The 23,929-nt window shown below is 70.2% G+C and carries 16 protein-coding genes, 1 tRNA gene and 2 pseudogenes; 14 read left to right on the plus strand and 5 right to left on the minus strand.

The features are described 5' to 3' along the window. Positions 1–296: 296 nt before the first annotated feature. The 11 genes from OQ02_RS35265 (at position 297) to OQ02_RS35315 (ending at position 14,428) form a co-directional block, all read left to right on the plus strand. On the plus strand, positions 297–1,778 hold the full coding sequence (locus OQ02_RS35265) for a PKD domain-containing protein (protein WP_231500362.1): 1,482 nt from the start codon (positions 297–299) through the stop codon (positions 1,776–1,778). A 30-nt stretch (positions 1,779–1,808) separates the two neighbouring features. Next, complete coding sequence (locus OQ02_RS35270) at positions 1,809–3,239, plus strand: PKD domain-containing protein (protein WP_033443021.1); 1,431 nt, start codon at positions 1,809–1,811, stop codon at positions 3,237–3,239. 301 nt (positions 3,240–3,540) lie between these two features. Beyond that, positions 3,541–3,951, plus strand: coding sequence for a hypothetical protein (locus tag OQ02_RS41645; RefSeq protein ID WP_156077508.1), 411 nt, complete (start codon positions 3,541–3,543; stop codon positions 3,949–3,951). Between the two features lie 157 nt (positions 3,952–4,108). After that, entirely contained in the window at positions 4,109–4,288 is a 180-nt protein-coding gene (locus OQ02_RS35280) for a hypothetical protein (RefSeq protein ID WP_033443022.1), read from the plus strand. Between the two features lie 230 nt (positions 4,289–4,518). Beyond that, positions 4,519–4,590 (plus strand) — tRNA-Pro (locus tag OQ02_RS35285). A 22-nt stretch (positions 4,591–4,612) separates the two neighbouring features. Next, positions 4,613–6,922 (plus strand): hypothetical protein, encoded by a 2,310-nt coding sequence (locus OQ02_RS35290; RefSeq protein WP_033443099.1) that lies wholly within the window; start codon positions 4,613–4,615, stop codon positions 6,920–6,922. A 334-nt stretch (positions 6,923–7,256) separates the two neighbouring features. Further along, the gene (locus tag OQ02_RS35295) at positions 7,257–8,093 is read left to right on the plus strand and encodes an MBL fold metallo-hydrolase (RefSeq protein WP_033443023.1); all 837 of its coding nucleotides are present in this window, start codon (positions 7,257–7,259) and stop codon (positions 8,091–8,093) included. Between the two features lie 160 nt (positions 8,094–8,253). Next, positions 8,254–8,547 carry a hypothetical protein gene (locus OQ02_RS35300; protein ID WP_033443024.1) on the plus strand — a complete coding sequence of 98 codons (294 nt, stop codon included), beginning with the start codon at positions 8,254–8,256 and terminating at the stop codon, positions 8,545–8,547. Between the two features lie 401 nt (positions 8,548–8,948). Further along, positions 8,949–13,565 (plus strand): hypothetical protein, encoded by a 4,617-nt coding sequence (locus OQ02_RS41650; RefSeq protein ID WP_051773187.1) that lies wholly within the window; start codon positions 8,949–8,951, stop codon positions 13,563–13,565. Beyond that, a complete protein-coding gene (locus tag OQ02_RS35310) occupies positions 13,537–13,995 on the plus strand; it encodes a hypothetical protein (RefSeq protein WP_033443025.1) in 459 nt (152 codons plus the stop codon). Before OQ02_RS41650 ends, OQ02_RS35310 begins: the two co-directional genes overlap by 29 nt. 4 nt (positions 13,996–13,999) lie before the next feature. Next, a complete protein-coding gene (locus OQ02_RS35315) occupies positions 14,000–14,428 on the plus strand; it encodes a hypothetical protein (RefSeq protein WP_051773188.1) in 429 nt (142 codons plus the stop codon). Between the two features lie 343 nt (positions 14,429–14,771). On the opposite strand, the gene OQ02_RS35320 is transcribed toward OQ02_RS35315, so the two are convergent. From OQ02_RS35320 to OQ02_RS35330, 3 genes are all read right to left on the minus strand, one after another. After that, the gene (locus OQ02_RS35320) at positions 14,772–15,113 is read right to left on the minus strand and encodes a hypothetical protein (RefSeq protein WP_033443026.1); all 342 of its coding nucleotides are present in this window, start codon (positions 15,111–15,113) and stop codon (positions 14,772–14,774) included. Between the two features lie 59 nt (positions 15,114–15,172). After that, complete coding sequence (locus OQ02_RS35325; protein WP_033443027.1) at positions 15,173–17,905, minus strand: ATP-binding protein; 2,733 nt, start codon at positions 17,903–17,905, stop codon at positions 15,173–15,175. Between the two features lie 282 nt (positions 17,906–18,187). Next, the gene (locus tag OQ02_RS35330) at positions 18,188–19,039 is read right to left on the minus strand and encodes an AAA family ATPase (protein ID WP_033443028.1); all 852 of its coding nucleotides are present in this window, start codon (positions 19,037–19,039) and stop codon (positions 18,188–18,190) included. A gap of 512 nt (positions 19,040–19,551) precedes the next feature. Between OQ02_RS35330 and OQ02_RS47310 the strand changes: the two are divergent. Further along, positions 19,552–19,731, plus strand: a pseudogene (locus tag OQ02_RS47310) (acyltransferase domain-containing protein); the annotation flags it as partial. Positions 19,732–19,886: 155 nt separating this feature from the next. Here the strand turns inward: OQ02_RS47310 and OQ02_RS35335 are convergent. After that, positions 19,887–20,366, minus strand: coding sequence for a helix-turn-helix domain-containing protein (locus OQ02_RS35335; protein ID WP_156077509.1), 480 nt, complete (start codon positions 20,364–20,366; stop codon positions 19,887–19,889). A 69-nt stretch (positions 20,367–20,435) separates the two neighbouring features. Between OQ02_RS35335 and OQ02_RS35340 the strand changes: the two genes are divergently transcribed. Together OQ02_RS35340 and OQ02_RS43095 are read left to right on the plus strand one after the other, a co-directional pair. Beyond that, a complete protein-coding gene (locus OQ02_RS35340; RefSeq protein ID WP_033443030.1) occupies positions 20,436–21,653 on the plus strand; it encodes an MFS transporter in 1,218 nt (405 codons plus the stop codon). Positions 21,654–21,933: 280 nt separating this feature from the next. After that, a pseudogene (locus OQ02_RS43095) lies at positions 21,934–22,091 on the plus strand (dihydrofolate reductase family protein); the annotation flags it as partial. 141 nt (positions 22,092–22,232) lie between these two features. On the opposite strand, the gene OQ02_RS35345 reads toward OQ02_RS43095, so the two are convergent. After that, positions 22,233–23,240, minus strand: a complete 1,008-nt coding sequence (locus OQ02_RS35345; RefSeq protein ID WP_033443031.1) for an RNA polymerase subunit sigma-70 — start codon at positions 23,238–23,240, stop codon at positions 22,233–22,235. Between the last annotated feature and the right edge of the window lie 689 nt (positions 23,241–23,929).

Below are 23,929 nucleotides of genomic sequence, written 5' to 3' on the forward strand. Positions count from 1 at the left end.
GCGAACCGCGGCGTCGGCCTGACCGGTCCCGTAGCGGCCGGTGTACATCAACGGCAGGTGCACTTACTAATGGTCAAGCCCACTTGCTGCTAGCACGGCCGCTCGTTGACGCGTCCGCAGAGGTGGTGCTGAGCCCGTTCCAGGTGATCATCCTGCGGGTTCGACAGTGGGCTGAACGGCGTATTTCGGGGCAAGGCGTGCAACACATCCTCGTCCCGGATGTATTCATGAGGTGGACGCCTCCACAGGAGGTGTGGGGGTGCAGGGGACTTTGGGGGAGCTTTCGCATGCCTCTCTTGAGATCGCTCGCGGTCGTCGTGGCCGCGTTACTGGGGACGCTGGTGCCGGGTGTGGCACATGCGGCACCACCGGACAACGACGACTTCGACGCATCGACACCGATCACGGAACTACCGTTCACCACCCAGTTGGACAGAACCGAGGCCACCAGAGCACTCGACGACCCGACCAACTGCGTGGGGTGGCCCGCAGAGGGATCTGTTTGGTTCCATCACACCACGACCGAGAACGGAATCGTCCGCATCGACACCGACGGCAGCGACCTCGATGTGAGGCTGTCGGTGCTCGTCGGCAGCCGCGGTGATCTGCGGTCCCTCGGGTGCAGCAGTCCCGGAGGCCCGCTGACGCTGCGGGTGACCGCGGGCCAGACGTACTACTTCATGGCCGCCGATGGGTACGACGGTCGCGGGGCCAAGCTGAACCTGAGCGTGCGGCAGATGGCGCCCGTGGCCAACGACAACTTCGCCGACGCGCAGACGGTGACATCGCTGCCGTTCAGCGCACCACAGCCGGACTTCACGCTCGCCGGCGCCGAACCGGAAGAGCCTTGGGCGACGACGTGCGCCGGTGTGCGAGAAGGCGCACCCACAGTGTGGTTCACCTACACTCCGACTCGCACGGAGTCGATCCTCGCCCAGGTGAGGGCGAACAGCATCGGCCCCGTCCTGTCCGTCTACGAAGGCTCGTCCTTGCCGGAGCTCAGGTCGCTCGGGTGCACGGAGGGCCACTACTGGAAGGGCAAGGCGTTCCGGCTCGTCGCGGGCACGACCTACCACTTGCAATTGCAGTACAGCTTCTACAGCTCCACCGAGGCCACCATGGTGCTGGAGGAGGCACCGCCGCTGGAGGCGGAGGTCGCTCCCACCTCGTCCGGTGAGTGGTCGATCTTCCAGGACATCGACTTCAGGCTGTACCACCGGAACGACTACGACCAGCCGGTCACGACGGAGTGGGACTTCGGCGACGGCACGAGCGTGCCGCCGAGCACCGAGAAGCAGGCGATCCACCGCTACGCCAATGATGGCAACTACACCGTGACCGTCCGCTCGACCTCCGAGGACGGCCGTGTCGCTACCGACACGACCTCCGTTGTGGTGAAGACGCACGATGTCGGAATCACCAAGTTCACCACGCCGTCCTCAGCGCGGGCAGGGCAGCAGAAGCAGATCTCCGTGCAGGTGTCGAACACGCGCTATCTGGAGAAGGACACCACGGTCACGCTCTACAAGTACGGAGAGTGGGGATGGCAGGAGGTCGGCCTGATGAAACTGGACGTACCGGCATACCCGACGCGCAAGGTCACCTTCCCGTTCGCGTACACGTTCACGCAAGAGGACGGGGCCAGGGGCAAGGTGACTTTCCGCGCCGTCGTCTCATTGCCGTACCCGTCGCAGGACGCGCTGCCGCTGGACAACGAGGTCATCTCCACCGCCACGACCGTCCTCCCGGCGGCCACCGTCACCGCTCTCGTGAACTGATCAGGGGGAACCATGTTCAGACGGGCAGGCTTGACATCCATCGCGCTCGCCGTGGTCGTGGCGCTGGCACCCGCCGTCGCCCACGCGGCGCCGGCAGGCGACGACTTCGACTCAGCCGCCGAGATCACCTCGCTGCCGTTCACCACGACGATCGACACCAACGGATCCAGCAAGGCCGCCGATGACCCGAACCCCTGCTACTTCTGGGGCGAGGGTTCCGTCTGGCAGAAGTACACGGCGCAGAGCGACGGGCTGTTGCGGGTGTCCGCGCGCGCGGATACGTGGGGCAGGATGCTCGCCGTCTACACAGGACAGCGCGGCGCGCTCGACCTGGAGCCGAGTGCCTGTATCCAGAACGAGAACTACACGGTGCACGCCAAGGCGGGTACCACGTACTACTTCATGCTGGTCGAGTACAGCGGGAGCGCCGCCGGCGGGGTCTCGTTCACACTGAGCGAGACCACCCCGGAGCCCAACGACAACCGTGCGGCGGCCACGGTGACGAACGTGCCCGGCGACCACCAGGCCGATCTCACCCGCGCCACGGCCGAGCAGGGCGAGGTGCCACCGAGCTGCGCTCCTGAAGCAACCCGGTCGGTCTGGTACCGCTACACGCCTGCGTACGCCAGGTTCGTCCAGGTCAGCTCGGCGCAGGTGATCAGCGTTCACCATGCGATCGATCTGTCCGAAGTAGACTGCTCGGTCCGCTACTCGACCGCGGTGTTCCACGCGGCGGCTAACGAGAGCTACTTGATCAGGATGGCCGCTTCCCCGGAGGCGACCGAGGGGTTCCAGGTCAGTCTGCGAACCGCCCCTGACATCGTTCCGCACACGACCACGTGGCCTGAAGTCCCGAACGTTCTCGGCGACACGACCCTCGGCGCGTCATCGGGCGACCCGATCAACCAGCCGGTCGCGAGCGGCACCATCGACCTCGGTGACGGCACCGTCATCCCGGTGACCGACCACCACGTGAACCACCGGTTCACCAAGGACGGCGACTACCGCGTCACGACCACGGTCACGACACCCGACGGCCGCACCGGCACAAGCGTGCGGACGCTCAAGGTTCAGACGCACGACGTGTCGGTGTCCGGGCTGACGGTGCCGACCTCGGCACGGGCCGGCCAGAGCAAGCCCGTCAAGGCGTTCGTGACCAACACGCGTCGTGAGGACGATGTCATCGTCACCTTCTACCGCGTCGGCGCGAACGGGGAGGGCGACAAGGAGATCGGCCGTCTCACGCAACGGGTTCCGGTCTCGCTGACCGGCACAACCGAGTTCCCGTTCGCCTACACCTACCGGCCGGAGGACGCGACCGCCGGCCAGGTGACATTCCGGGTGCGTGCCGAGGTCGTCGGCTACGGCTGGCGGGGCGACGACAAGGGTGAAGACAACGAGGCACGCGCCACCACGACCTCTGTCCGGCCCGCAGCCACTGTGAACGTTCGAATCGAGTAGTCGAATCAGTCGCCTTACCCGGCCCATGAAAGTCCGCTGAACGACCCGGCGGAGGGCCGGGTAAGGGCCTCACAGCCCTGGAGCGCTATCCGGAAGAAGTGATCACGGTTGCACGCAGCGGCCTTGTCCGATCGTGATCGTTCCCCTCACAGAACCTGATCCCGTCCTGAGGCCACGACCGGACAGCCCTGCGGTCGACCTCGATACGACCGCCCTCCACCCGACCGTCGAGTCCGACGGGGTGGTCACCTCCTCGGGACGGGGCGGATCGCTGCTCGACCCTGGTGCGATCATCGGTACCGTGGCCGACTACATCGCCGCCCTCCGACGTCTGCGCGGGTCGTCCGGACTCACCTACCGGCAACTGGAGGGAAAGGTGAGCGCCGATGGCGCGGTGCTGCCGTCCAGCGCCATCGCCACCACGCTCAGCCGATCCACCCTGCCGTGCGAGCAGTCCGTCGAAGCATTCGTGCGGGCATGCGGGCTCGACGGCGGCGATGCCCCGCTGTGGATCGCAGCCTGCAAACGACTCGCCGGCGACCCGGTTGTGGAGCAATTCCGCGCGAAGCGCACCCCCGACGTGGTCTCAGTACTCGCGGAATTCGGAGCCCTGGCACTGCTGGGCGGCGCGGGCACCGGCCTCTGCTACGCACCGCACCGCACCCGCCTCCGGACTTGCGGTAGCAGGTCTGTCGCTTCCCGCGGTCGGTAGTTGGGCGCAGTTCCATCCGGCGAGCACACCCGCGTACTGCGTCGCGGAAGGCTACGACCGATCCGGGCGCTACGGCACGGAGATCGCCGTCCAACTCGCATGTGCCGGCTGTACCCTGCCGCGCACCTACCTGGAGGCCCGTTGGGGGACGGCATAGTTGCAGATCCAGTGGCATCACCCGGTCCACGGTGTCGGCTGCCTGACCGCAATCCTCGACGGCGACGGCCGGGACCTCCTGGAACCACGCGACGCGGTCGCCGAAGGCCGGATCACCGCCATCCACATCGTCATCGATCCGGCCGAGTTCGCCTCGGTCCAACTGCCGGCCCCGGCCTGAACCGGTGCGGTCGGGTTCGGCCCGCGTCGGGTGCGAGCCATCGCCGGCCGAGCGACCGGGCCCCGACGAGGTAGCTGGTTCGGACCGCGCTGTCATCGGCATGTGCGGACGTGTAGTCGGCCGTGAGCTGCGGCGCGATCAGCTCGGACCTGCCATCGGTGTCGGCGGTCGTGGTGTTTCGGGTAAATCGGGAGCGGCCTACGGGCGTGGTCGTTACGATCCGCGCATCTCATGGAGTAGATCAGTGGTAGATCACCCCGCTTGGGACGGGGAGGGCGCGGGTTCGATCCCCGCCTCCATGTCCGGCCGACCGTGGAGTCCGCAGTGTCCGACCAGATCCACACCGCTTCGTCCGGCTACGCGACCGGTCAGCTGGCGCGGGCGCTGGCCGCGGCGGTCTCCGCGGGTACCGAGGCCGACCGCGAGCGGGCGCTGCGCAAGCTGCGGCGCTGGGAGGATGTCGTCAGCGGGATGGCCGACGGCACGCTGACGGTCGGCTCCCGCACCCCGGTCGCGGACACCCCGGCGTGGGTGACGCTGGAGGTCGCGCACGGCGGATTCGCGACCGGCGGGTACCTGGCCGAGGTGCCGTTGTCCGAGGACGAGACGGCCCGCGTCGCCTCCTTCCCGGACGACGTGCCCGGTAGGAACGAGCGGGAACGGCTCAACTCCTGGTACCTCGGCGACGCCGGTCAGACCGAGCTGCTGGACGCGATCCGCAGCGGGCACTACCGGGTCGACGTGCCGGAGGACGCGGCGCTGCCCGTCGTGGCGTTGCTGCTGGACAGGGGTTTCCCGGAGCAGGCGCTCGACCTGGTCACTGAACTGCGCCCGCTGATGCACCGGCTGCGGCTGACGCCACGCTTCGAACCGGTCTCCCTGCCTTCGGGCGCCGCCGTCCGCCTCACCTCGGTGAAGGACGCCGCCGCGTCGCTGCGTTCCACGCGGGTGCCGGTGCAGCTCGCCAAGATGCGCGACGCGCTGACCGTGTGGGATCCGCTGTACGACCGGCTGGTCGCGTTGTGGTGCCGCACCGTCGACGACGACCTGCCGCACGTCGACGAGAACGGGACCGTGCGCGGCGGCTGGCCGTGCCGGATGTGGCCCGCGGACTGGGCGGCGGCCAGGACCGAGTGGCTCGCGGACTTCGCCGAGACGTCTCGCACGCACGCGCCCTCGAGCAGGCAGACCAACCCGAAGAGCAACTTCGCGAGACTGCGCAGCGCACTGGAGTCCTGCCCGGACGGCAGTGACGCACTCACCGCGCGCGAGGTCGGCTGGATCCGCCGCGTCATCGCGAGCACGGTGAGCCACCGGGGCGCTCCGGGAAGCGGACAACGCGACGCGTGGCGCACCGCCCAGGTGGCCACCGTCGCGGCGCCGACGCACGCCGCACTCGCCGGCGTGCTCGCAGCCCGGCTGGACCGGTACCCGGCGGACGGCGGTCTGCCGTCGCTCGACGTCGCGACGGCCGCGGTGTCCGAAGCCGAGGCGACCGCCGAGGTCCCCTGCGGCACGACGATGCCGGACCACCTGGTGCACAAGGCGGCGCGGTCGCTCGAAGCACCGGCGGACGAGTTGGTGCGCCTCGGCGTGATCACGTCGGGGGAGACGTTGGCGGTCGTGCTGCCGCAACTCACCTCACGGCTGCTGAGCGCGGCGATCGACGACCCGGTCGTGGCGGGGCTGCACGAGCAGACCTACACGGCGTTCCGGCGTCGCCGCGGCCTGCTGCTGCTCAACCTCGACCACCAGGTGCGGTTCACCGAGCTGCCTTGGGTGAAGGCGCTCGCCCCCTACCGCTCGCCCAAGCCGGACAACGCCGTGGCCGCACTTCGAGCCCTGCGGCAGACCACGCTGCTGGCGCTCACCGCGTTCCCGCACGCCCTGCTGCCGAACCCGCTGGTGACCGAGCTGAGGACGCTGGCGAAGCAGACAGGCCTGGAGCTGCCGCTCGTGGAGGAAGTGGCCGCGGACATCTTCATGGGCACGTTCACCACCAAATGGCGCGAGGCCGGCGTGGTGGCGAGCCGTCTGCTGGCCGGCACGCTCTACGCGAACTACTACGACCTGCCGGCGGACTGGCCCAAGCCCCGGCGCGAGAGGATGCGTTGGGGCAAGCACACCGCCGAGGACTTCTCGGAGCTGTGCCGGGAGCGGGCGGGCACCTCCGGCGGCTCCATCGCGGCGAACGGCATGGTGCTGGAGCAGAGCCAGATCCTGACCACGCACAACCTCGCCGTGCTGGTCGACGGCCTGAACCTGACCGACGAGCTGCGCGAACGCGCGCCGGAACTCGCGTGGCAGGCGTTCGGCTGGATCGTCCGCAGGCTGACCCAGCGCGCGGCCCACCGGCACGCCGCGCTGATCCAGGTGAAGAACGCGGCGTACGCGTGGCGACAAGCCCTGTTCCTGCTTGCCTTCTGCGAGCCCGCCGTGCAGTTCGCCCACGCGGAAAGGCTGGCGGTCGAGGCGCGCGGCACCGCACTCGAACCGGCGGTCGAAGGTCTGCTGCACGTGCTCCTCGGCGGCCGTTTCACGCCAACCGGAACCGTGCAGCACAGCACGGCCGTGCGGTTCCTCGGCTGGGCCGAGAACACACACCCGCTCCTGCCCCCTTTCGGCCACAGCTGACCCGGATCAACGGCAGTCAGGGGCAGCCGCACCGGCCACCGAGAGTCGACAACGCGGCACCAGGGCCGTCGAGAAGGTTTTGTACGCGCGGAACCGTTCGCGAACGTCCGCGTCACTTGAGGCTGGTCGGCCTGAACGTGCAAGCCCGGGCGATGTGCTGGTGCGGTTCACGTCCTGTGGGTTTGTGCGTGGCGGACGAAGGTGGGGCGACCGGCCGTTCCACCGAGCCGCGGACAGCGGGCGGGAAGCCGCTGTGAAACTTCGAGCGGCGATCGTTCAAGCAGGGTGTCACGATTTACCGTTACGCCCTGCGGGATGCAAAGGAGGCGAGCTGGTGCTGAGGCAGGTCGCAGAGGGTGTGCTGGTCCACGAGAGCGAGTTTGTGCAGAGCAACGCCGTTGTCGTGCAAGGCCGTGCCGGCGTGCTGCTCATCGACCCCGGCGTGCAGGACCACGAGATGGCCTGCCTCGCGAACGACCTGTCCGATTTGGGCCAGAGCGTTGTGGCGGGCTTCTCGACGCATCCGGATTGGGATCATCTGCTCTGGCACCCCCGGCTCGGCGAGGCCCCTCGTTACGGCACGGCCCGCTGCGCGGCGGCTGTCCGCGATGAGCTGTCCGACCCGGGTGCGAAGGCCGAGATAACCGCCCACCTGGAGCCGACGGGCATCGCCGAGCAGGTGCCGCTGGACCTGTACGGCCTCATCACCGCCCTGCCCGCCGAGACGGCACGGATTCCATGGGACGGCCCTCACGTTCGGATCATCGAGCATCAGGCGCACGCACCGGGCCATGCGGCGCTGTTCATCGAAGAACGCGGGGTCCTCGTCGCCGGCGACATGCTCTCCGATGTCCTGGTCCCGATGCTCGACTTGACCGCCACCGCTGACCCGATCGAGGACTACCTCGCCGCGCTGCGGCTGTTCGACGGTGTGGCGGGCGACGTCGGTGTAGTCGTCCCCGGCCACGGGTCAGTAGGCGGAGCTGATCAGGTACGCGCTCGGATCGAGCAGGATCGGGTGTACGTGCTCGCCTTGCGTGAGGGCTGTATCCCCAGTGACCCGCGGGTCGGCCCATCGGCTAAGCCCGGCTGGGAGTGGGTAAGCGATGTGCACCACGGGCAAGCCCGGCGCCTCGTCGAAAGAAACGAACGCGGCGGCACTCGTGGCTGACGCGGTCCTGCGAGGGCGAGATGCGATGGTCTCCCTGGAGGCGGAGAACGCGTCGTGGCCGTCCCGACCGGTGGGAACCCTAGGGCTTGGCGGCCGGACGGTAGGGAGATCTACATTGGGCCCGAGTCCGGGCCGGACTCGGGCTGATCCGCAGCGGTCTGTGTCGGACGCCACCGGACCACAGCGGCTCGTCCTGTGCCGCTGTCAGGCGGGAGTTCGGGGCTCAAGCGAGGAGATCTACCTCAACAACCGGGACGAGCTGATCCTGTTCCGGAACCACTACACCGGCCACCAGTTCGGTGAGGGGCGTCGCGGACCCGGCTGCACGCTGCGCGTCGACCTGCCGGTCGCCTCGGACGTGTCCAGCTACAGCCGCGTGCAGGCGCACCTAAGATTCCCGGCGGTGAACGCCGCCCAGGTGGCGAGCCGAACGTCCGAAGCCAGGTCGCTCTGACCGGCACGTGCTACGGCACCAACAGCCGTCTCCTGAAGCCCCACGACCGGTGGTTCAGCCCAGGTCAGCTTTGGAGTCGACGGTGCATCGGCTACGCCACCCTGAGCCCGCTGCTGTCACCGACGTCGACAGCGGCCCTGTCCCAGCGGTCCTGCAGGCACTGGAGCGGGCGACTGGTGACTTCGGGGCGACGGGGGAGCAGGTGCGCTGGACGGGGTCTGTGAGGATTTGGCCGAGCCGGGGTGACTGGGCGATCTCGGGGATGAGATATTCCGGAACCGAGCAGGACTCCAATGCGTCATCATCTGCAGTAGGCGGGGCGAAGTCGGGGGAGGTGTCGCCGTGTCCGTTGTGCCGGTCGAACACGGGACGGTCGTTGTCGGCACCGGGGCGGGTGCCTGATGGCGGGCGAGAACCCGCTGGTCGCCGCGCCGCCTGCCGAACCGGGCGGGTTCATCAACGCGGGCACCGGCGACAACGGTTGGGCGACCGGCATTTCCATCGCCGAGTCCGCGATGGACACGTACAACGGCATCAAGGACGGCAACTGGATCGAGGGCGGCCTCGGCCTGGTCGGGCTCGCCGCGGACGCCGCCGCGATGGCCATCGACCCGTTCGGCACCCTGCTGTCCTCCGCCGCGTCGTTCCTGATGGAACACGTGCAGCCGTTGAAGGACATGCTCGACTGGCTGGCGGGCGATCCGCCCGTGATCGAGTCGTACTCCACGACGTGGAACAACGTGGCCACCGAGCTGGGGAAGATCGCCGAGGACTACAACGCGGCGATCAAATCCGGCACCGAGGGGTGGACCGGCGCGGCGGCCGAGGCGTACCGCACCAACTCGAAGGCCCACGGTGACGCTCTGAGCGGCGCCGCGTCCGCCGCCGGGACCGTCGGCACCGTCGTCGGGTTGATGGGGATGGTCGTCGGGTTCGTGCGCGAGATGGTCCGTGACCTGATCGCGGACCTGGTCGGCAAGCTCATCGCGTGGGTCCTGGAGGCCGCGTTCACGCTGGGCTTCGGGACGCCGGTGATCGTCGCGCAGGCCGTGACGGCGATCTCGAAGTGGGCCGCGAAGATCGCGAAGATCATCCAGGACCTGCTGAACACCATCAAGAAGGTCTCGCCGATGCTGAAGCGTCTGGTCGAGGTCTTCGAGAAGATCATGAAGGTGGTCGGGAAGCTCGCGGGCAAGGCCACCGCGACCGCGGACTCGCCGAGGAGCGACGTCCCGACCGGTTCGTCGAGGCCGGGGCGCGACCCGAGCAGCGGGTCGGACGGCGATTCGCCGCGTGGGGGACCGGCTCCCGGCGGCAACGGTCCGATGGGCGAGGTCCGCGGCGGGCCGAGCGGCAGCAGCCCGGTCGGCGACCACCGAGGCGGCCCGGGACAGCCCGCGCCCGGCGGCGACCGCGGCGGACCCTACGGACAGCCCGCGCCCGGCGGGAACCTCCCCAGCTCGTACACCAGTGGTGGTGGCACGGGTGCCGGTGCCGGTGGGCCGAGTGGCGGTTCGCCCAGCGGTGCCGGTGGGCCGAGCGGTGGCGGTTCGCCCAGTGGTGGCGGCGCAGGCAGCACCGGTAACGGCGCAGGCGGCGGCAGCACCGGCGGAGGTGGTGGCAGCACCGGTGGCGGTGGCGGTGGCGGGAACTCTGCACCACCTCCGGCGCGGTTCGACCAGACCTCCGCGTCGACCGCGGCCACGGCCGACGCTCCCGTGCGCCCCGACCAGCCCCAGACCGGTGGCCCCAACACCGGCCCTCAGGGCGGCCAGTCCAACCCGGGCAGCACGCCTCCGCCCGGCGGCATGCCCGCCGGCGGCGCGCCCGGAGGTGCTCCTGGTGGTACGCCGGGCGGTGGTGCTCCCGGTGGTGGCGGTGCACGTCCCGGCTCCAGCGGCGGCTGGACCGGAACACCCGGAAGCCGGGGCGATGTCGGCTCAGCCATCCCGGCGGCCCGAGGTGCGGAAGGCCCTCGGCCTTCCTCGTACGGCCCGACGCACAGCGGACCCGGGACTTCCGGCCCGACGCACACCGCGCCGAGCGCTCACGGCCCTTCCCACGGTGGCTCGTCACCGAGCAGCACGCCTCACGGCGGCTCGCCGCACACCAGTTCCCCGCACAACGGGCCTGGCAACACCGGTCCCTCGCACAACGGGCCGTCCAACACCGGCCCTGCCGGCACGCGCCCGCACAGTGGCCCAGGCCCCACGCAGAGCGGCCCGCCGCACACCGGGCCGACCCACAGCGGTCCCTCGCACAACGCGCCCGGCAACACCAGCCCTTCGCACAACGGGCCGGGCAACGCCGGGCCGTCCAACACCGGCCCCGGTCACAACGGGCCGTCGCACAGCGGGCCTGCGCACACGAGCCCGTCGCAGGCAGGTCCGCCGCACGCGAGCCCGCCCCACCACGGCCCCGGCAACACGGGTCCGTCTCACGCCAACCCGCCCCACGGCAACCCGGCACCCGGCGGCACGCCCCACGCCAACCAGCCGCACACCAACCAGCCCAACACCAACCAGCCCAACACCAACCAGCCCAACACCAACCAGCCCAACACCAACCAGCCCCACACCGGCCCGCAGAGCCGGGGCCCGGTGCCGACGTCCCACCCCAACGTGCCGCACCAGCCGTCGTCCCCGCACGCCCCGAACCGGCCCTTCGGCGGCCCGCCACCCCAGCGTCACCCGGACGCGCAGACGCCGTCCCCGCGCCACGCGCCGGACAGCGCGCCTCCGCGGCACACCCCGGACCCGTCCCCGCGCCAGGACCCGGTCCCGCACCAGCGGTCCGACCAGGACCCCTGGTCACCGCCGCAGCGCGACCCGGACGGCCCCGGCACGGCGGACCGGCCCGACATCGACGACGCCCACGCCCGGCACGGTGAGACGACGCCCGCAGGCATCTCGCACCACCGGGGAGACTCGGAGATGGGCGACCTGCCGCAGCGCGTCCCGCACGACCCGCGCTACTTCACCGCCGACGTCCACATCACCCCGGACGGCCGGGCCCGCATCGGCAACCACAGCTACAGCCCGGAGGAGTACGGCGACCTGTTGCGGCGCAACGGCTGGGACGGCAAGACGCCGATCCGCCTGATCGGCTGCGACGCGGGCTCGAACGACTTCGCCAACCGCCTCTCCCGGCACACCGGCGCGGACGTCCTCGCGCCCACCAAGCCCGCCTGGACCGACAGCAACGGCCGCGTCTACACCAGCGACGCCGAGGTCGACCCCGACGGCAACCGCCGCCCGCGCATCCCGCCGAACGGCGAGTGGGAGACGCACCGCCTGGACGGCACCCGCAACAAGGCGAGCGACGACGGCTTCGTACCGGGCACGAACGACGCCGACAAGCACGACCTGGACCCGGACGACGCACGTGACCGCGCCGCACGGGACAACACAATCACCGACCCGCCCGAGGGCCGCGACCCGACGCCTCAGCGGACCGTGCCGTGGGACCCGCCCGAGGACCTGCCGCGCGTGGACGTGGAGGTCGACCCGAACCAGCGCGTCCTCGACTTCAACGGCGGTCCGCCGCTGGAGCCGAACTCCCGCGTCGTCGTCCACAACCCGGACGGCTCGGTGCGCGGCACGTACTACACGGACGCGAACGGCAACGTCACGCACGTCGACACGAGCGTGCCGAACACCCGCAACAGCGCGGGCGTGCCGGTCAACCCGGACACCGCCCGGCCCGAGCCGGGTGTCGTGTACCAGGTGGACACCGGGGTCAGCACGCACACGTTCCGCGGCCAGGAGGTCCCCGACGCCGGAACGTCCCGCCCGGACACCACCGCAGGCACGACGGACACCGGCCGGACCGACGGCACGGACGGCACGAACAACGCGAACGACACCGGCACGTCGCCGGACCGGACGGACGCGCCGGGAACGTCACCGGACACCACACCGGACACCACACCGGACGCCACACCCGACAGCACGCCCGACGCGTCGCCGGACCACCGCCCCGCCGACCGCTTCGACGACTTCGACCAGACCCGCACGCCACCCGCCGTGGAGTGGAACCCGCCCGGCGGCCCCGACGGGACTTACCGGACGATGCCGCCGCACGAGAACTACAACCCGGCTCCGCCGCCGGACGGCGACGGCCCGTTCTCCCTGCGCGGCAACGACCCGGACAACCCCTTGGAGCCGCACGCCCGCTACGACGTCCACAACGACAACGGCGACTGGCACGGCACCTTCTACACCGACGCCGACGGCCGGGTGTCGCACGTTCACACCTGGTCGGGCAACAGCACCCAGGGCTTCAACCCCGAGCTGGGCACCGCGGAGACGTGGGACGCGAACCTGCCGGTCCCGGCGCCGAACACGACGTTCGCGGTCGGTCCGCGGCACGTCGAGGGCATGGACCCGGAGGTGCCCCAGCAGATGTACCGGACCGACGTGCACGGCGACACGATCGCCGCGAGTGGCCGCCCGGTGTACCCGCCGAGCGGCACCAGGGCGGAGGACTTCTGGGGCCCGCGGCGCGGTGTCGAGCCGGGCTCGCCCGGCGAGGGAGTCCAGCCCGACACCGGCCGGATCGCGAGCGGTGGCCCGGAGGGCTACAAGAGCCCGACCGCGGGCGAGTACGCGCCGTTCAACTACTACGGGGACCGGCACGAGCTGTTCAAGTTCGACGGCGGCCACATCGTGGCGTTCGAGGGTGGCGGCCCCGGCGAGCGGATCAACCACGTACCGCAGTGGGCCTACGAGAACCGTCCGATGAAGATCGACAACGGGTCGACGGACGACACCTGGCGGCGGGTGGAGGAGGACATCGCGCGGCGCGCGGCGGTCGACGGCACGACCGTGGACCGGGTGGACTTCTTCGCCGAGCGCACCACGCCGGACATCCACACGCCGGACAAGCTGCACGTGCGCTACCACTTCACGGTGTCCGACCCGCCGCCGCCCAGGACCGTGCAGGAGATCAGGAGCTTCCACAATGTCCCCGAGCCCGCCCGGAACAACCGTGTCGTCCTCCCCCCGCCAACCCCGTGAGCGGCAGCAGGAGCTGCTTCAGGAGATCGGCCGCGACCTGGTCGAGGCGTGCCCGCAGGGCTGGTTCCGGATCGACCTGCGCGCGTCGGTGGCCGTCACGTCGGACTGGATGGCCCTCACCGTGCTGATGCCGGACCACTCCAGCCCGCCCGCGGACCCGCCACTGTCGGTGGGCCGGGCGTTGCGGGAGCTGCGCGAGCTGATGTACGCGGAGGGGCGCGGCACGTGGTTCTCGCTGCGGTACACGATGGACCCGCCGGCCGCGTTCCACGTCGTCTACAACCACGACTTCGACCCGAAGTGGTCCCCGGACCTGAGCCCGCGCGAGTGGGCACTCGACCTGGAGCACTTCCCGCGCGCGCCGGAGCACGTCCCCGACTGGCTGCGCGCCAAGCTGCCCGACGACGACCAGCCGACTGCGGGATACTGAGGCCATGACGGAACCACTCAACCCGGTCCAGCAGGACGAGCTGCTCCAGCGGATCACCGGGCGACTGGTACTGGACCTGCCGGCGGGGTGGAGCCACCTCCAGGTCGACTACAAGGCCCTCGGCGACCACGTCGAGGCGGGTGGCCTGCTGCGCATGGCGAACGGTGGCATGTTCGGCTGGGACCTGCCCGACGAGGCGCGCGACCTGTTCGCCCGGCTGCGCGTCGGAATGGCCCGCCCGGAGCGCGGCACGTGGCTGCACGCCACCTACTGGCTCGACTACCCGGACAACTACGCGATCGAGTACAACCGCCAGGACGAGCCGCGTTTCCGCACCCCGCCGCCCCCGCAGGCCCACGCCCGGGAACTGGAACTCTTCCCGCGCGCCGACGAGCACGTGTCGGGCTGGCTGCGCGCCGCCGTCACGCCGTGATCCTGTGGGCTGTCATCAGTTGACGTGCGGCGGTTGTCGCATCGGGCGGTAGTTCGGAGGGGCGCCAGGATCTTCGACGCATGCTCAGCCTGCCATGTTGGACAACGCTTCCTCGGCGAGTGGCCGCAGTTGTCCAGCGCCGGCCACCGTGGAAGGTGTTTTCGCTCTCCTGCGCGGCAGGAGGCCCCATTCGCATGTCGGGGCAGGTTGAACACCGACTGCACAGTCGCACCGCCGGCGCGAACGCCTCGGCGTGGAATTCCGTTGTGGCGTCGGCAATTGAGTCTGTCCGGGCAATTGAGCCTGTCCGGCGGTGACGGCGGCCCGCGGCTTGTCGCCGGCGTCACCTGCCGAAGTCGAGGACCTGCTCAGGGGGAGACGAACCGTCCTCGAGCGAGACGCCGTGCACCTCCCGGACGTAGGCGCGGAACCAGCGGTCGAACGGCTCTTGGGACGTTGCGAGTCCCTCGAACACCGTCGGCAGGTCGTCGGCCTCCACGTAGACGACCGCCACGTCACCGGTGGGAGTCGGTTGGATCCACACCGCCTCGCGGGTGATGCCGAGCCGCTGACGGGAGGCTTCGAACGCCTCTTGGCGGTGGCCCCGCCAGCAGGACGTCATGGCCTCCCGGTCGTCGTCGGTCCGGCCGGGCAGGATCGGGAGTACGAATCCCACAGCGGGCATTTCGGGCCTCCTCGCGTTCTGGTGAGCCCCGAGCCTGACCGGGCGGACGCGCGGAGACATCACTCGATCGCGTGATCCTGGTGCAGCACCGCCGCGGTGAGGGCACTGCGCGAGGAGACCCCGAGCTTGCCGAAGATGTGCCGCAGGTGCGTGTTGACGGTGTGCGGCGAGACGAACAGGCGCCCCGCCGCCTCGCGGTTGGTCAGCCCTTCGGCGACGAGCCGGGCGACCGCGAGTTCGGTGTCGGTCAGGCTCTCCCAGCCGGTTGCCGGCGACTGCCGCTCCCGCCGCACGCCGACGCGCGCGCCCATCGCCCGGAGGGACGCCCGGACGCGCCGGGCCCACAGGGACGCCCCCACCGCCTCGTAAACGTCCAGTGCCTCGGTCAACAGTCGCAACGCCGCCGGCGGTCCGACCAACGCGGCAGCGTCCTCCAGTGCCCCGGCGCGGTCGAGGACCCGCGGGGAGGACCGCGCCAGCTCGACGGCCCGCAGCAGCGCGGACTGGTCCCGGTCCGCGAGACCGCGGCACCGCAGGGCGGCGGTCTGGACGCTCACCACCTCGGCGGCCAGCCCCGCCGATTCCCCGATGCCGTCCACGACCGACGCCGCGACGTCGGGGCGTCCCGCAGCCGGTGCCAGCCGGGCCAGAGGCGGCCCGAGCTGCGGCAGGAAGCGCATGACCCGGCCGTCGACGTCGTCCTGCCAAGCCGACCACAGGCAGTGGAACGCGCTGACCGGGTCACTGCGGGCCTCGGCGACGACCGCCCGAGCGAGCGCCGTGACCTCCGTTCCGTAGGCCCTGCCCCCGGGTAGGCCGCCGAGCAGGACCTCGGCGTCGCGGAGGTCACCGCGGCCGGCGAGGATGAGGGCCTGGTAGCCGGTCGACTGGGTGACCGCCACGCGGTTGCCGCGTTCGGCTGCCGCGTGGAGACCGGCGTCGAGCTCCACGAGTGCGTCGTCCCACTCGCCCCGGACGAAGTGCAGCTCACCGGTGAGCTGCTGGATGTCGGGCAGGATCCACGACGAGCCGAGAGCGGTGCACTCGGCGACCGCGTCGAGGTACGCCTCCCCGGCCGGGACGAGGTCGTCGGCGTCGGCGAGCGCCATGCCGAGGAAGAAGTGCGGGTGCCGCAGCCGACCGTCCACCGAGTCCGCGGCGATCTCGACCGCCCGCCGCGCGAGGTCGACCGCCTCGGCGTACCGGCCTTGCGTCTTCACCGCGAACGACAACGTGGTGAGGCTCCACACCCGCATCCCGACCGCCCCGGCCCGCTCCGCGAGCGCCACGGCCTCCCGGGCGCTGTGCTCCCCACCCGGCACGTCGCCGGAGAACGTCCGGCCGTAGGCGGACTGCGCCAGCACGAGTGCCCGTTCCGCCTCCGAGAGATCGGGAGACCTCAGCGCCGCGTCAGCCTGGGCGACCAGTTCCGGACCGCGGTTCTGGAGGGACAACGCCTCGACGAGCAGCAGCCGGAGCGCGGCGCCGGAACCTGCGCCCCGCGGCCGGCGGAGCAGCTCCTCCACGAGGGCGGCGCACTTCGCGACCCGGCCGGTTCGGAGCAGGGCTTCCGCGAATTCGACGTCGACCTCGTCCGACGGTCCGATCGCACGGGCCCGCCGCAGCAACTCGACCCCCACCTCGGGTGCCCGCGGGAGCGCCTCCCGTGCCGCGGCGCGCAGCCAGGCGGCGGCCTGGGCGTCACCCGGCGTGGCGCCGCGAAGCACGTGGGCGGCGATCTGGGTGACCGGAGCACCGGCGTCGGCGAGCACCCGGGCGACCTCGCGGTGCAGCGCCACCCTCCCGGCCTCGGGGATGTCGTGGTAGATGGCGTCGTGCACGAGCTGGTGCCGGAAGGCCAATTTGCCGGACTCCTCCCGCAGGAGGCGGCTTCCGACCGCGGGTCGCAGGTGTTCGACGAGTTCAACGGCGCCGCGGCCGGTGATCGTGGACAGGTCGACCAGCGAGAAGACGTCCCCCAACACCGCGGCGACGCGCAGGGTGGCCAGGGTCGCGTCAGGCAGGTAGCGCAGGCGACGCAGCACCAAGCTGCCGAACGAGTCGGGCAGCGAGCCGTCTGCGGCGACGGACCGAGCGATCTCCACCACCCACAGCGGGTTGCCCCCTGCCTTCGCCACGACCGATTCGAGGTCGCGAACGCTGCCGGCCTCGGCGCGGACCAGTTCGAGCACCTCCGCGGGTGCCAGCGGCCCGAGTTGCAGCACTTCGGCACCCGACTCGACGGCCTCGGCCAGCACGAGGTCGAGCTCGGCGGTCCGCGGCGCCGGTCGCAGCGTCACGACGACCAGCACCGGCAGGAGTGCCACCCGGTGGAGCAGGGTGCGCAGGACCAGGCACGTCGATTCGTCCGCCCAGTGCAGGTCCTCCAGCACGAGCAGCGTCGACGCGGCCCGGGACTCGACCTCGACGAGTTCGAGAGCGGCCTCCAGCACGTCGTACCGCACGTCCGACGCCTGCCCACCGCTGAGGAGCGCCGCGACCTCGGCCCGCCGCGGATCGGGCGAGCCGCGCCGCATCCCCAGCGCCTCCGCGACCGCCCCGAACGGACGAGTCGTCTCCAGCGGTCGAGCCGCACCGACCAGGCAGGTGAAGCCGCGACGCCCCGCCGACTCGACGACGCCCTGGACGAGGCGGGACTTGCCGATCCCGGCCTCGCCCTCGACGAAGACGACCGACCCGGAGCCCGCCGCTGCCGAGAGCAGTGCCCGGTCGAACACCGCCAGCTCTGCGGTGCGGCCGATCAGCGCACGCGACGAGGCTGCCACCGCCATGCCCCGAAGCGTAAGCCAACCAGGCAGACCCCCGCTGACCCGCGCAAACGCGTCGATCAGACGGCAGGCGCCGGTTGGAGAACGGCGTTGGCCGAGCCGGCACCGGCCAACCGCGGCGACCGCCCTTCTCCATCACCTTTCCGTCACGGTCCAGCGCGCACGACCGCTCCACCTCCGCTGGCACCCGTTCGACGTCCACCGCTTTCATGACGCCTCGACGAGCGTCGCGGTAACGCTCGACCTGAGCTCCGTTCTACATCGGCCGCCTCCGGTTGTCGGAACTCACCCTGCGGCGTCGATCGCGGCCAGCACCTTCGCCAACACCTGGTCCGGCGACTCGAGTGCCGAGTCCACGACCAGGTGCGGTTCGTCCCACCGCTCCCACCGCGTTTTCATGCGCAGGACGTGCTCCCACGACACCGTCGAGTGCCAGCCGGGGATGCCGCGCGACCTGCCTTCGACCCGGCCGCGCTGAACCGCTTCGTCGGAGCAGACGCACTCCACCCCGACGAAGACCCCACCCAGGTGCTCGGTGACCGAGCGCCACCGCTGCCGCACCTCACGGCGGTGGCCGGTTGCGTCCACGATCACGTCCAACCCGAGCTGCACCTGGCGTGCGATGGACGCGGTCAGGTTCACCTCGGCCAGCGGCAGGGAGTTGTCCAGTCGCAGCGCGCCGAACGGGACCAGCGCGCCCAGCTGCCAGTCCATCGAGCACACCGGCGCGCGCAGCCGCCAGGCCAGTGCCTCGGCCAGGGTGCTCTTCCCGGTTCCCGGCACCCCGGCCAGCAGGACCGTCCGGGGTGCACGGACGGCGTCCGGACGCGGTACGGACGTGAGTTGCTCGTAACTCCGCTGCGCCCGCTCGGCCATCACCCACTGCAGTTCTTCCCGAACCCGCTCCAGGCCCGGTGCTCGCCTGTCATCGCGCTCGGCGGCCAGCCGTGCCAACCCCAGCACCAAGTGCTCGGGCCGCACGGTGATGTCGCCGAGCCGGTCCGACTCCCACGAGGCAGCGGTGATCAGGTCGGCAGGCGCGGCAGTCCCGCCGTCGAAGTCGCCCCGCTCGAAGCGCTCCAGCAGCCGGGCAGCGACCCCGTCCTCCTCTGCAAGGTCGGCGAGCAGGTCTGCCACATCGAGGAGACCTCCACCCGGCCGTTGGAGGAACCGGGCCGAGGACGGATGCACAGGTAGATCAAACACCGGGTCGGAACTCCAATCGATAGACACTGGTGACCGGGAGTCGGTGCAGCATTGCCGTGAGGAACGCGTGGTCGCCGGGGGAGAACTGCGGCCGGGTCTGGTCCAGTTGGCGTTCCAGGACGGTGATCTGGTGCCGTAGTGCCAGGATCTCCGTGTTTTGTTCCGGTCGCTCATGGGCAGCAGTCGCAGCAGCGCGAAGGCGCTGGTCACGCCGAGGTAGACCAGTCGGAGCAGCACAGCGGGTCATCATGCCGTGCTGGCTGACGTCACAGCGGATGGCAGCCTTGCCGGTGAGCACTCGGTACCCTTGGGCGTCGTACGCCTTCTACCTGCGTTGATGAGATTATCGGCAGGCACAGCGTCGGCCTCGGTCCCATCCGGCCGCGTGAGCCGGAGCTACCGCTGTACTCGGGGCTGTACGGCCGCGCGTTGCGCGAGGAACCGTCGACGTGGAGCACTGGTGCCGCAACCTGTGGCGGCCCGTCCGGTTCCGGCAGGTGGTGGAGGCGGCCCTTGCGGACGGGCACCGCGTGCTGGTCGAGGTGAGCCCGCACCCGGTGCTCTCCACCGATGTGGCGGACACGGTTCGGTGTGCGGCCGTGGACGCCGTGGCGTGCGAAACCTTGCGGTGCGATGACGGCAGCGTCCGGAGGTTCCTCGAGTCGGTCGCCGGAGGTCTCCGTCGCGGGAGTGCCGGACTGGAACCGTGTTCTGGCTGCACACCTGACGGGCCGTGCCACCGCGCCGCCGATCGGGTGATGCCTGCGGCGGTTGACGTTCAGCGGGTTGCCTGCTTGTCCGGGTGGGGATGCAGGAAGACCAGCAGCAGTGCGTCGAGCAGGCGGTTCCAGTCCGCTTCCCCCGGCTCGTGGCCTGCCAGGTCGGCGATGCCCGCCAGCGCGGTGAGCAACGTCGGCGCCAGGTCGGCGGGCGTGCGGCCGGTGGCGTCCGCGAGCGCGTGCAAATCCCTCCGGAACCGTGCACCGCGGCTCCACCGCACTAGCGAACCCGGTGCCAGCGATCGCGACGGCGTCGAGGCGGTCGAGTCGGCGCTCTCGGGCACGAACTCGATCACCAACCGGGTGCGCAGGGCCCCGGCCAGCCTGCTCAGCGTCTCGACGGTCGGGTTGCCCCTCCCGTTCTCCAGGTTGGCCACGTACGGCACGGACAGCCCCGCCTCGGTCGCGACCGTCGCGACGGTCTGCTCGGCGGCGGCGCGAAGTGCGCGCAGCCGTGGCCCGAGTGCCGGGTCGGCCATCACCACCACCTGTCTTGACAGAAGAGCATTCCCTCACACTATCCTACCAGGATAAAACCAGGGGTCGGCGTGCTGAAAGTGTTGAGCGTCCGGGACTTCCGGCTGCTGTGGCTTGCCCGTACGACCAGTCTGCTCGGCTCGTGGCTGCTGGTGGTGGCGGTTCCGTTCCACGTGCTCGCGTTGACCGGGTCCGAGACGGCTGCGGCTCTGACGCTGGCCGCCGAGTTCCTGCCCCCGGTGCTGCTCGGACCGATCGCCGGCGTGCTTGTGGACCGGTGGGACCGACGCAAGGTCATGATCGCCGCTGACGTCCTGCGTGCCGTGGCGATCAGCGCGCTGCTGTTCGTGCGGGAGCCAGGCGACCTGTGGTTGGTCTACGTGGCGCTGGTGGTGGAAAGCGTGGGCACGCTGGCGTTCCGCCCCGCGGCGCAAGCGCACATCCCGGCGGTCGTCGGCACCGGTCCGCTGTTGAGCAGTGCCAACGCGCTCAACTCGTTCACCGATGGCGTCGTGCGGCTCGCGGGTGCGCCCCTGGGCGGTGTGCTGCTGGGCTTCGTCGGGTTCTCCGCGTTGGTGTGGGTGGACGTCGCCAGCTACATCGTGTCGGTGCTCGCGCTGCTGATGACCGCGAAGATCACAAGCGTTCGAGAGGCGCGCGGCGGCATCGGGCGTATCCTGACCGAGCTGCGGGAAGGCTTCACGTTCCTCCGCGGGGATCGGATGGCTGTCGGATTGCTGGTGGTCAACACGTCTTTCCTCTGCGCGAACGCGTCGCTGACAGTGCTTCTGGTGCCCTTCGGTGCTCGGGAACTGGGTGGCAGCGGGCCCAGCGGACTGGCGATGTCCGGCCTCGGCGTCGGGTTCCTGATCGGCGCACCGCTTGTCCGCTTCCTGGTCGACCGGATGCCCGTGGTGTACCTGCTCGCCGGTGCGCTCGGCGTCACCGCGATCGGTTTTACGCTGCTGTTCCGGTCGACCTCACTCCTCGAAGCGCTGCCCTCGGCGGTGCTCATCGGCATCTTCGGTTCGACGGTGCTCGTAGCGGCGCAGACAGCGCTGCAAAGGGCGACGCCGAACGCCGTCCTCGGTCGGATCAGCGCTGTCCTCTTCACCGGCGAGGCGATCGCGACTTTCCTCGGCGCGGTCGCCGGTTCGGCCCTCTTGGAGATCGCGTCGATCAGCACGACCGCGTACATCGCCAGCGGCTTGACGCTGCTGAGCGGTGTTGTCGCACTGGTCGTCATACCGCGAGCCCCCGCCGGGTCACCCACGTCCGAGTCGTTGTAGCGGAGAGGAGCGGCCGGCTCGACGGTCTCGCAACGCATCACCGCCATTGTCCGGTGACGCACCCGCACGGCCTCTCGACGGGGCTGCGCCGTCGGTGCGTGGTGCGTCAGGTCTTCGAACTCTGCCAACCCTGTGCTTGCCGAGAACCATCATCCGTGCAGACCAAGGTGGTTGTTGCGCAGTGCGGCACCCCGGGGCGGAGTTTGCGCCCTGCATCCGTACGTGGCGGTGATCGACGTCATTGCCATCGCCGGGGTATGCGATTTGACCGAAGGGCTGCCGCGATTGGCTGATCGACGAGTACCGGCCCGCTGTCCACCCGGTCCTGGTGGGTGGTGGCACGCAGTTCTTCACCGCGCTGGACAGCTGGGCGAACCCGGGGAGACGCGAACGTTCTCCGGCGGTGCGGTGCTGACCCGATACGAGACGAGGCGATGAGCAGAGACCCTGGCGGGGGCGGTGGCGTCTGCGTGGTTGCGGTCGTGTTCAGCTGGTCGGGGTACTCATGCGCGGTGACTTCGGTGACTTCGGTGACGGCGGCCCGTGCGCCGGACTCGTCGACGAGGAGGGCATTTGTGATCACAGTGTCGGGGGCAGGTCCAGCCATGGTTTGTCGGTGGCGTCGAAGCCGGTGAGCTCGGCGATCTTCCCGTCGACGATGTGCAGGACCGCGATGGTGAACAACCGGTACTCCGAATCGTCGGGGGTGCGGAGGTACAGCACGGCGGCAGGCATGCGGTTGACCGTCGTGGTGGTACAGCGCCAGTCGTCGTAGCCGCGCTGGAAGAGCCCACCGGAGACCCAGCCGTCCACCGCGTCCTTGGCCGTGGTGACCGAAGTGCCCGCTTCGGGCAGCATCGCGAAGCGCAGGTCGTCGCGCAGCAGGGACATCAGCCCGTCGAGGTCGTTGCGCTCGTGGGCGTCGATGTAGGACTTCACCACACCGCGCTCGTCATTGGACAGCTCGTGGGTGGCGGGGCTCCGCCAGTCGAGGCGGCGGTCGGGCAGCCGCTCGCGCATCGTCACGCGTGCCCGTTGCAGCGCGCTGTTCACCGATGCGACGGTCAGTGCGAGGGCGTCGGCGGCTTTCGACGCAGGCCAGCCGAGGACGTCGCGCAGGATGAACACCGCCCGCTGCCGCGGCGGCAGGTGCTGGATGGCGACGATGAACGCCAGTTCGATCGTCTCCCGCGCCACCACCGCCTCCTGCGGGTCCTCGGGGAGCATCCGGTCGGGGTACGGCTGCAGGTACAGCACCTCGGAGTCGGAGTCCGGCAGCTCGGACGGCACGGGTGTGCGGTCGTTGCGCTTCTCCAGGAAGTCGAGGCAAGCGTTCGTCGCGATCCGGTACAGCCACGTCCGCAACGCAGCATGGCCCTTGAACGATTCCCGCTTGTTCCACGCTCGCAGGAACGTCTCCTGCGTCATGTCCTGGGCGTCCTCGTAGTTCGCGAGCATCCGGTAGCAGTGCACCTGCAGCTCACGCCGGTGGCGCTCCGTGATGAGCGCGAACCGCGCCGTATCGCCCGAGCGGACCACCGCGATGAACGTGGCCTCGTCGGCGCCCAGGGGTCTGGCGTCGGTCATGGTCAGTAATCCTTCCACCGATGCGAGGGGGCTACCAGAACTGACGATGTAGCGAAGGATTTCTCATCGGTGAAGCCGCGGACACCGGGCCGTTCGTCAGGGCGGCACCCCGAACGCCGTATTGCGCGCCGACGGAACTTTCGCCGCGCACGTCAACCTGGGTTCGCTTGGGGTGGCCGACCGGTGGGCCGATTCGGCGGTAGTGACGTGAAAGCTCGGCTGGAACCACGGTCCCGGCTTCGAGTGCATGCTGTACCACGCGCACCGGATCGATTCCGACCCCCGAACGCATCGCCTGCTACCGCTTGCTCTACGGCCTGGCATGACTCCCTCGCGTCGTAGGCGGGCATGACGCCACGGATCGACCTATGGCCGGATGACGGCTGCCTGAACAGGCACAGGTGGCTATGTGTGTGTGGGCGCAGCCGGTTGACTACGTACGGTGCACGGTCAAAGCTGCTGGTCGCGATGCATCGACAGTCATGCCCTCTATCTGCAATTTCATACCTTCTGTGACTTCAGTGTGGATCGAAACAAGCCACGATACGGTGGGTGCGACAAATCAGTTCGCCATGTGAGCACCGAGGGAAGCGCTGGTGTTGGCGGGGAGGATGCGAAACGGGTCCGGGCGCTGCATGAACTGGGAGTGCTTGTCACCCTGTCGGAGGACACGGTTCGTCCTGGTGAAC

It is taken from the genome of Saccharothrix sp. NRRL B-16314, assembly GCF_000716595.1.
Lineage (GTDB): Bacteria > Actinomycetota > Actinomycetes > Mycobacteriales > Pseudonocardiaceae > Actinosynnema.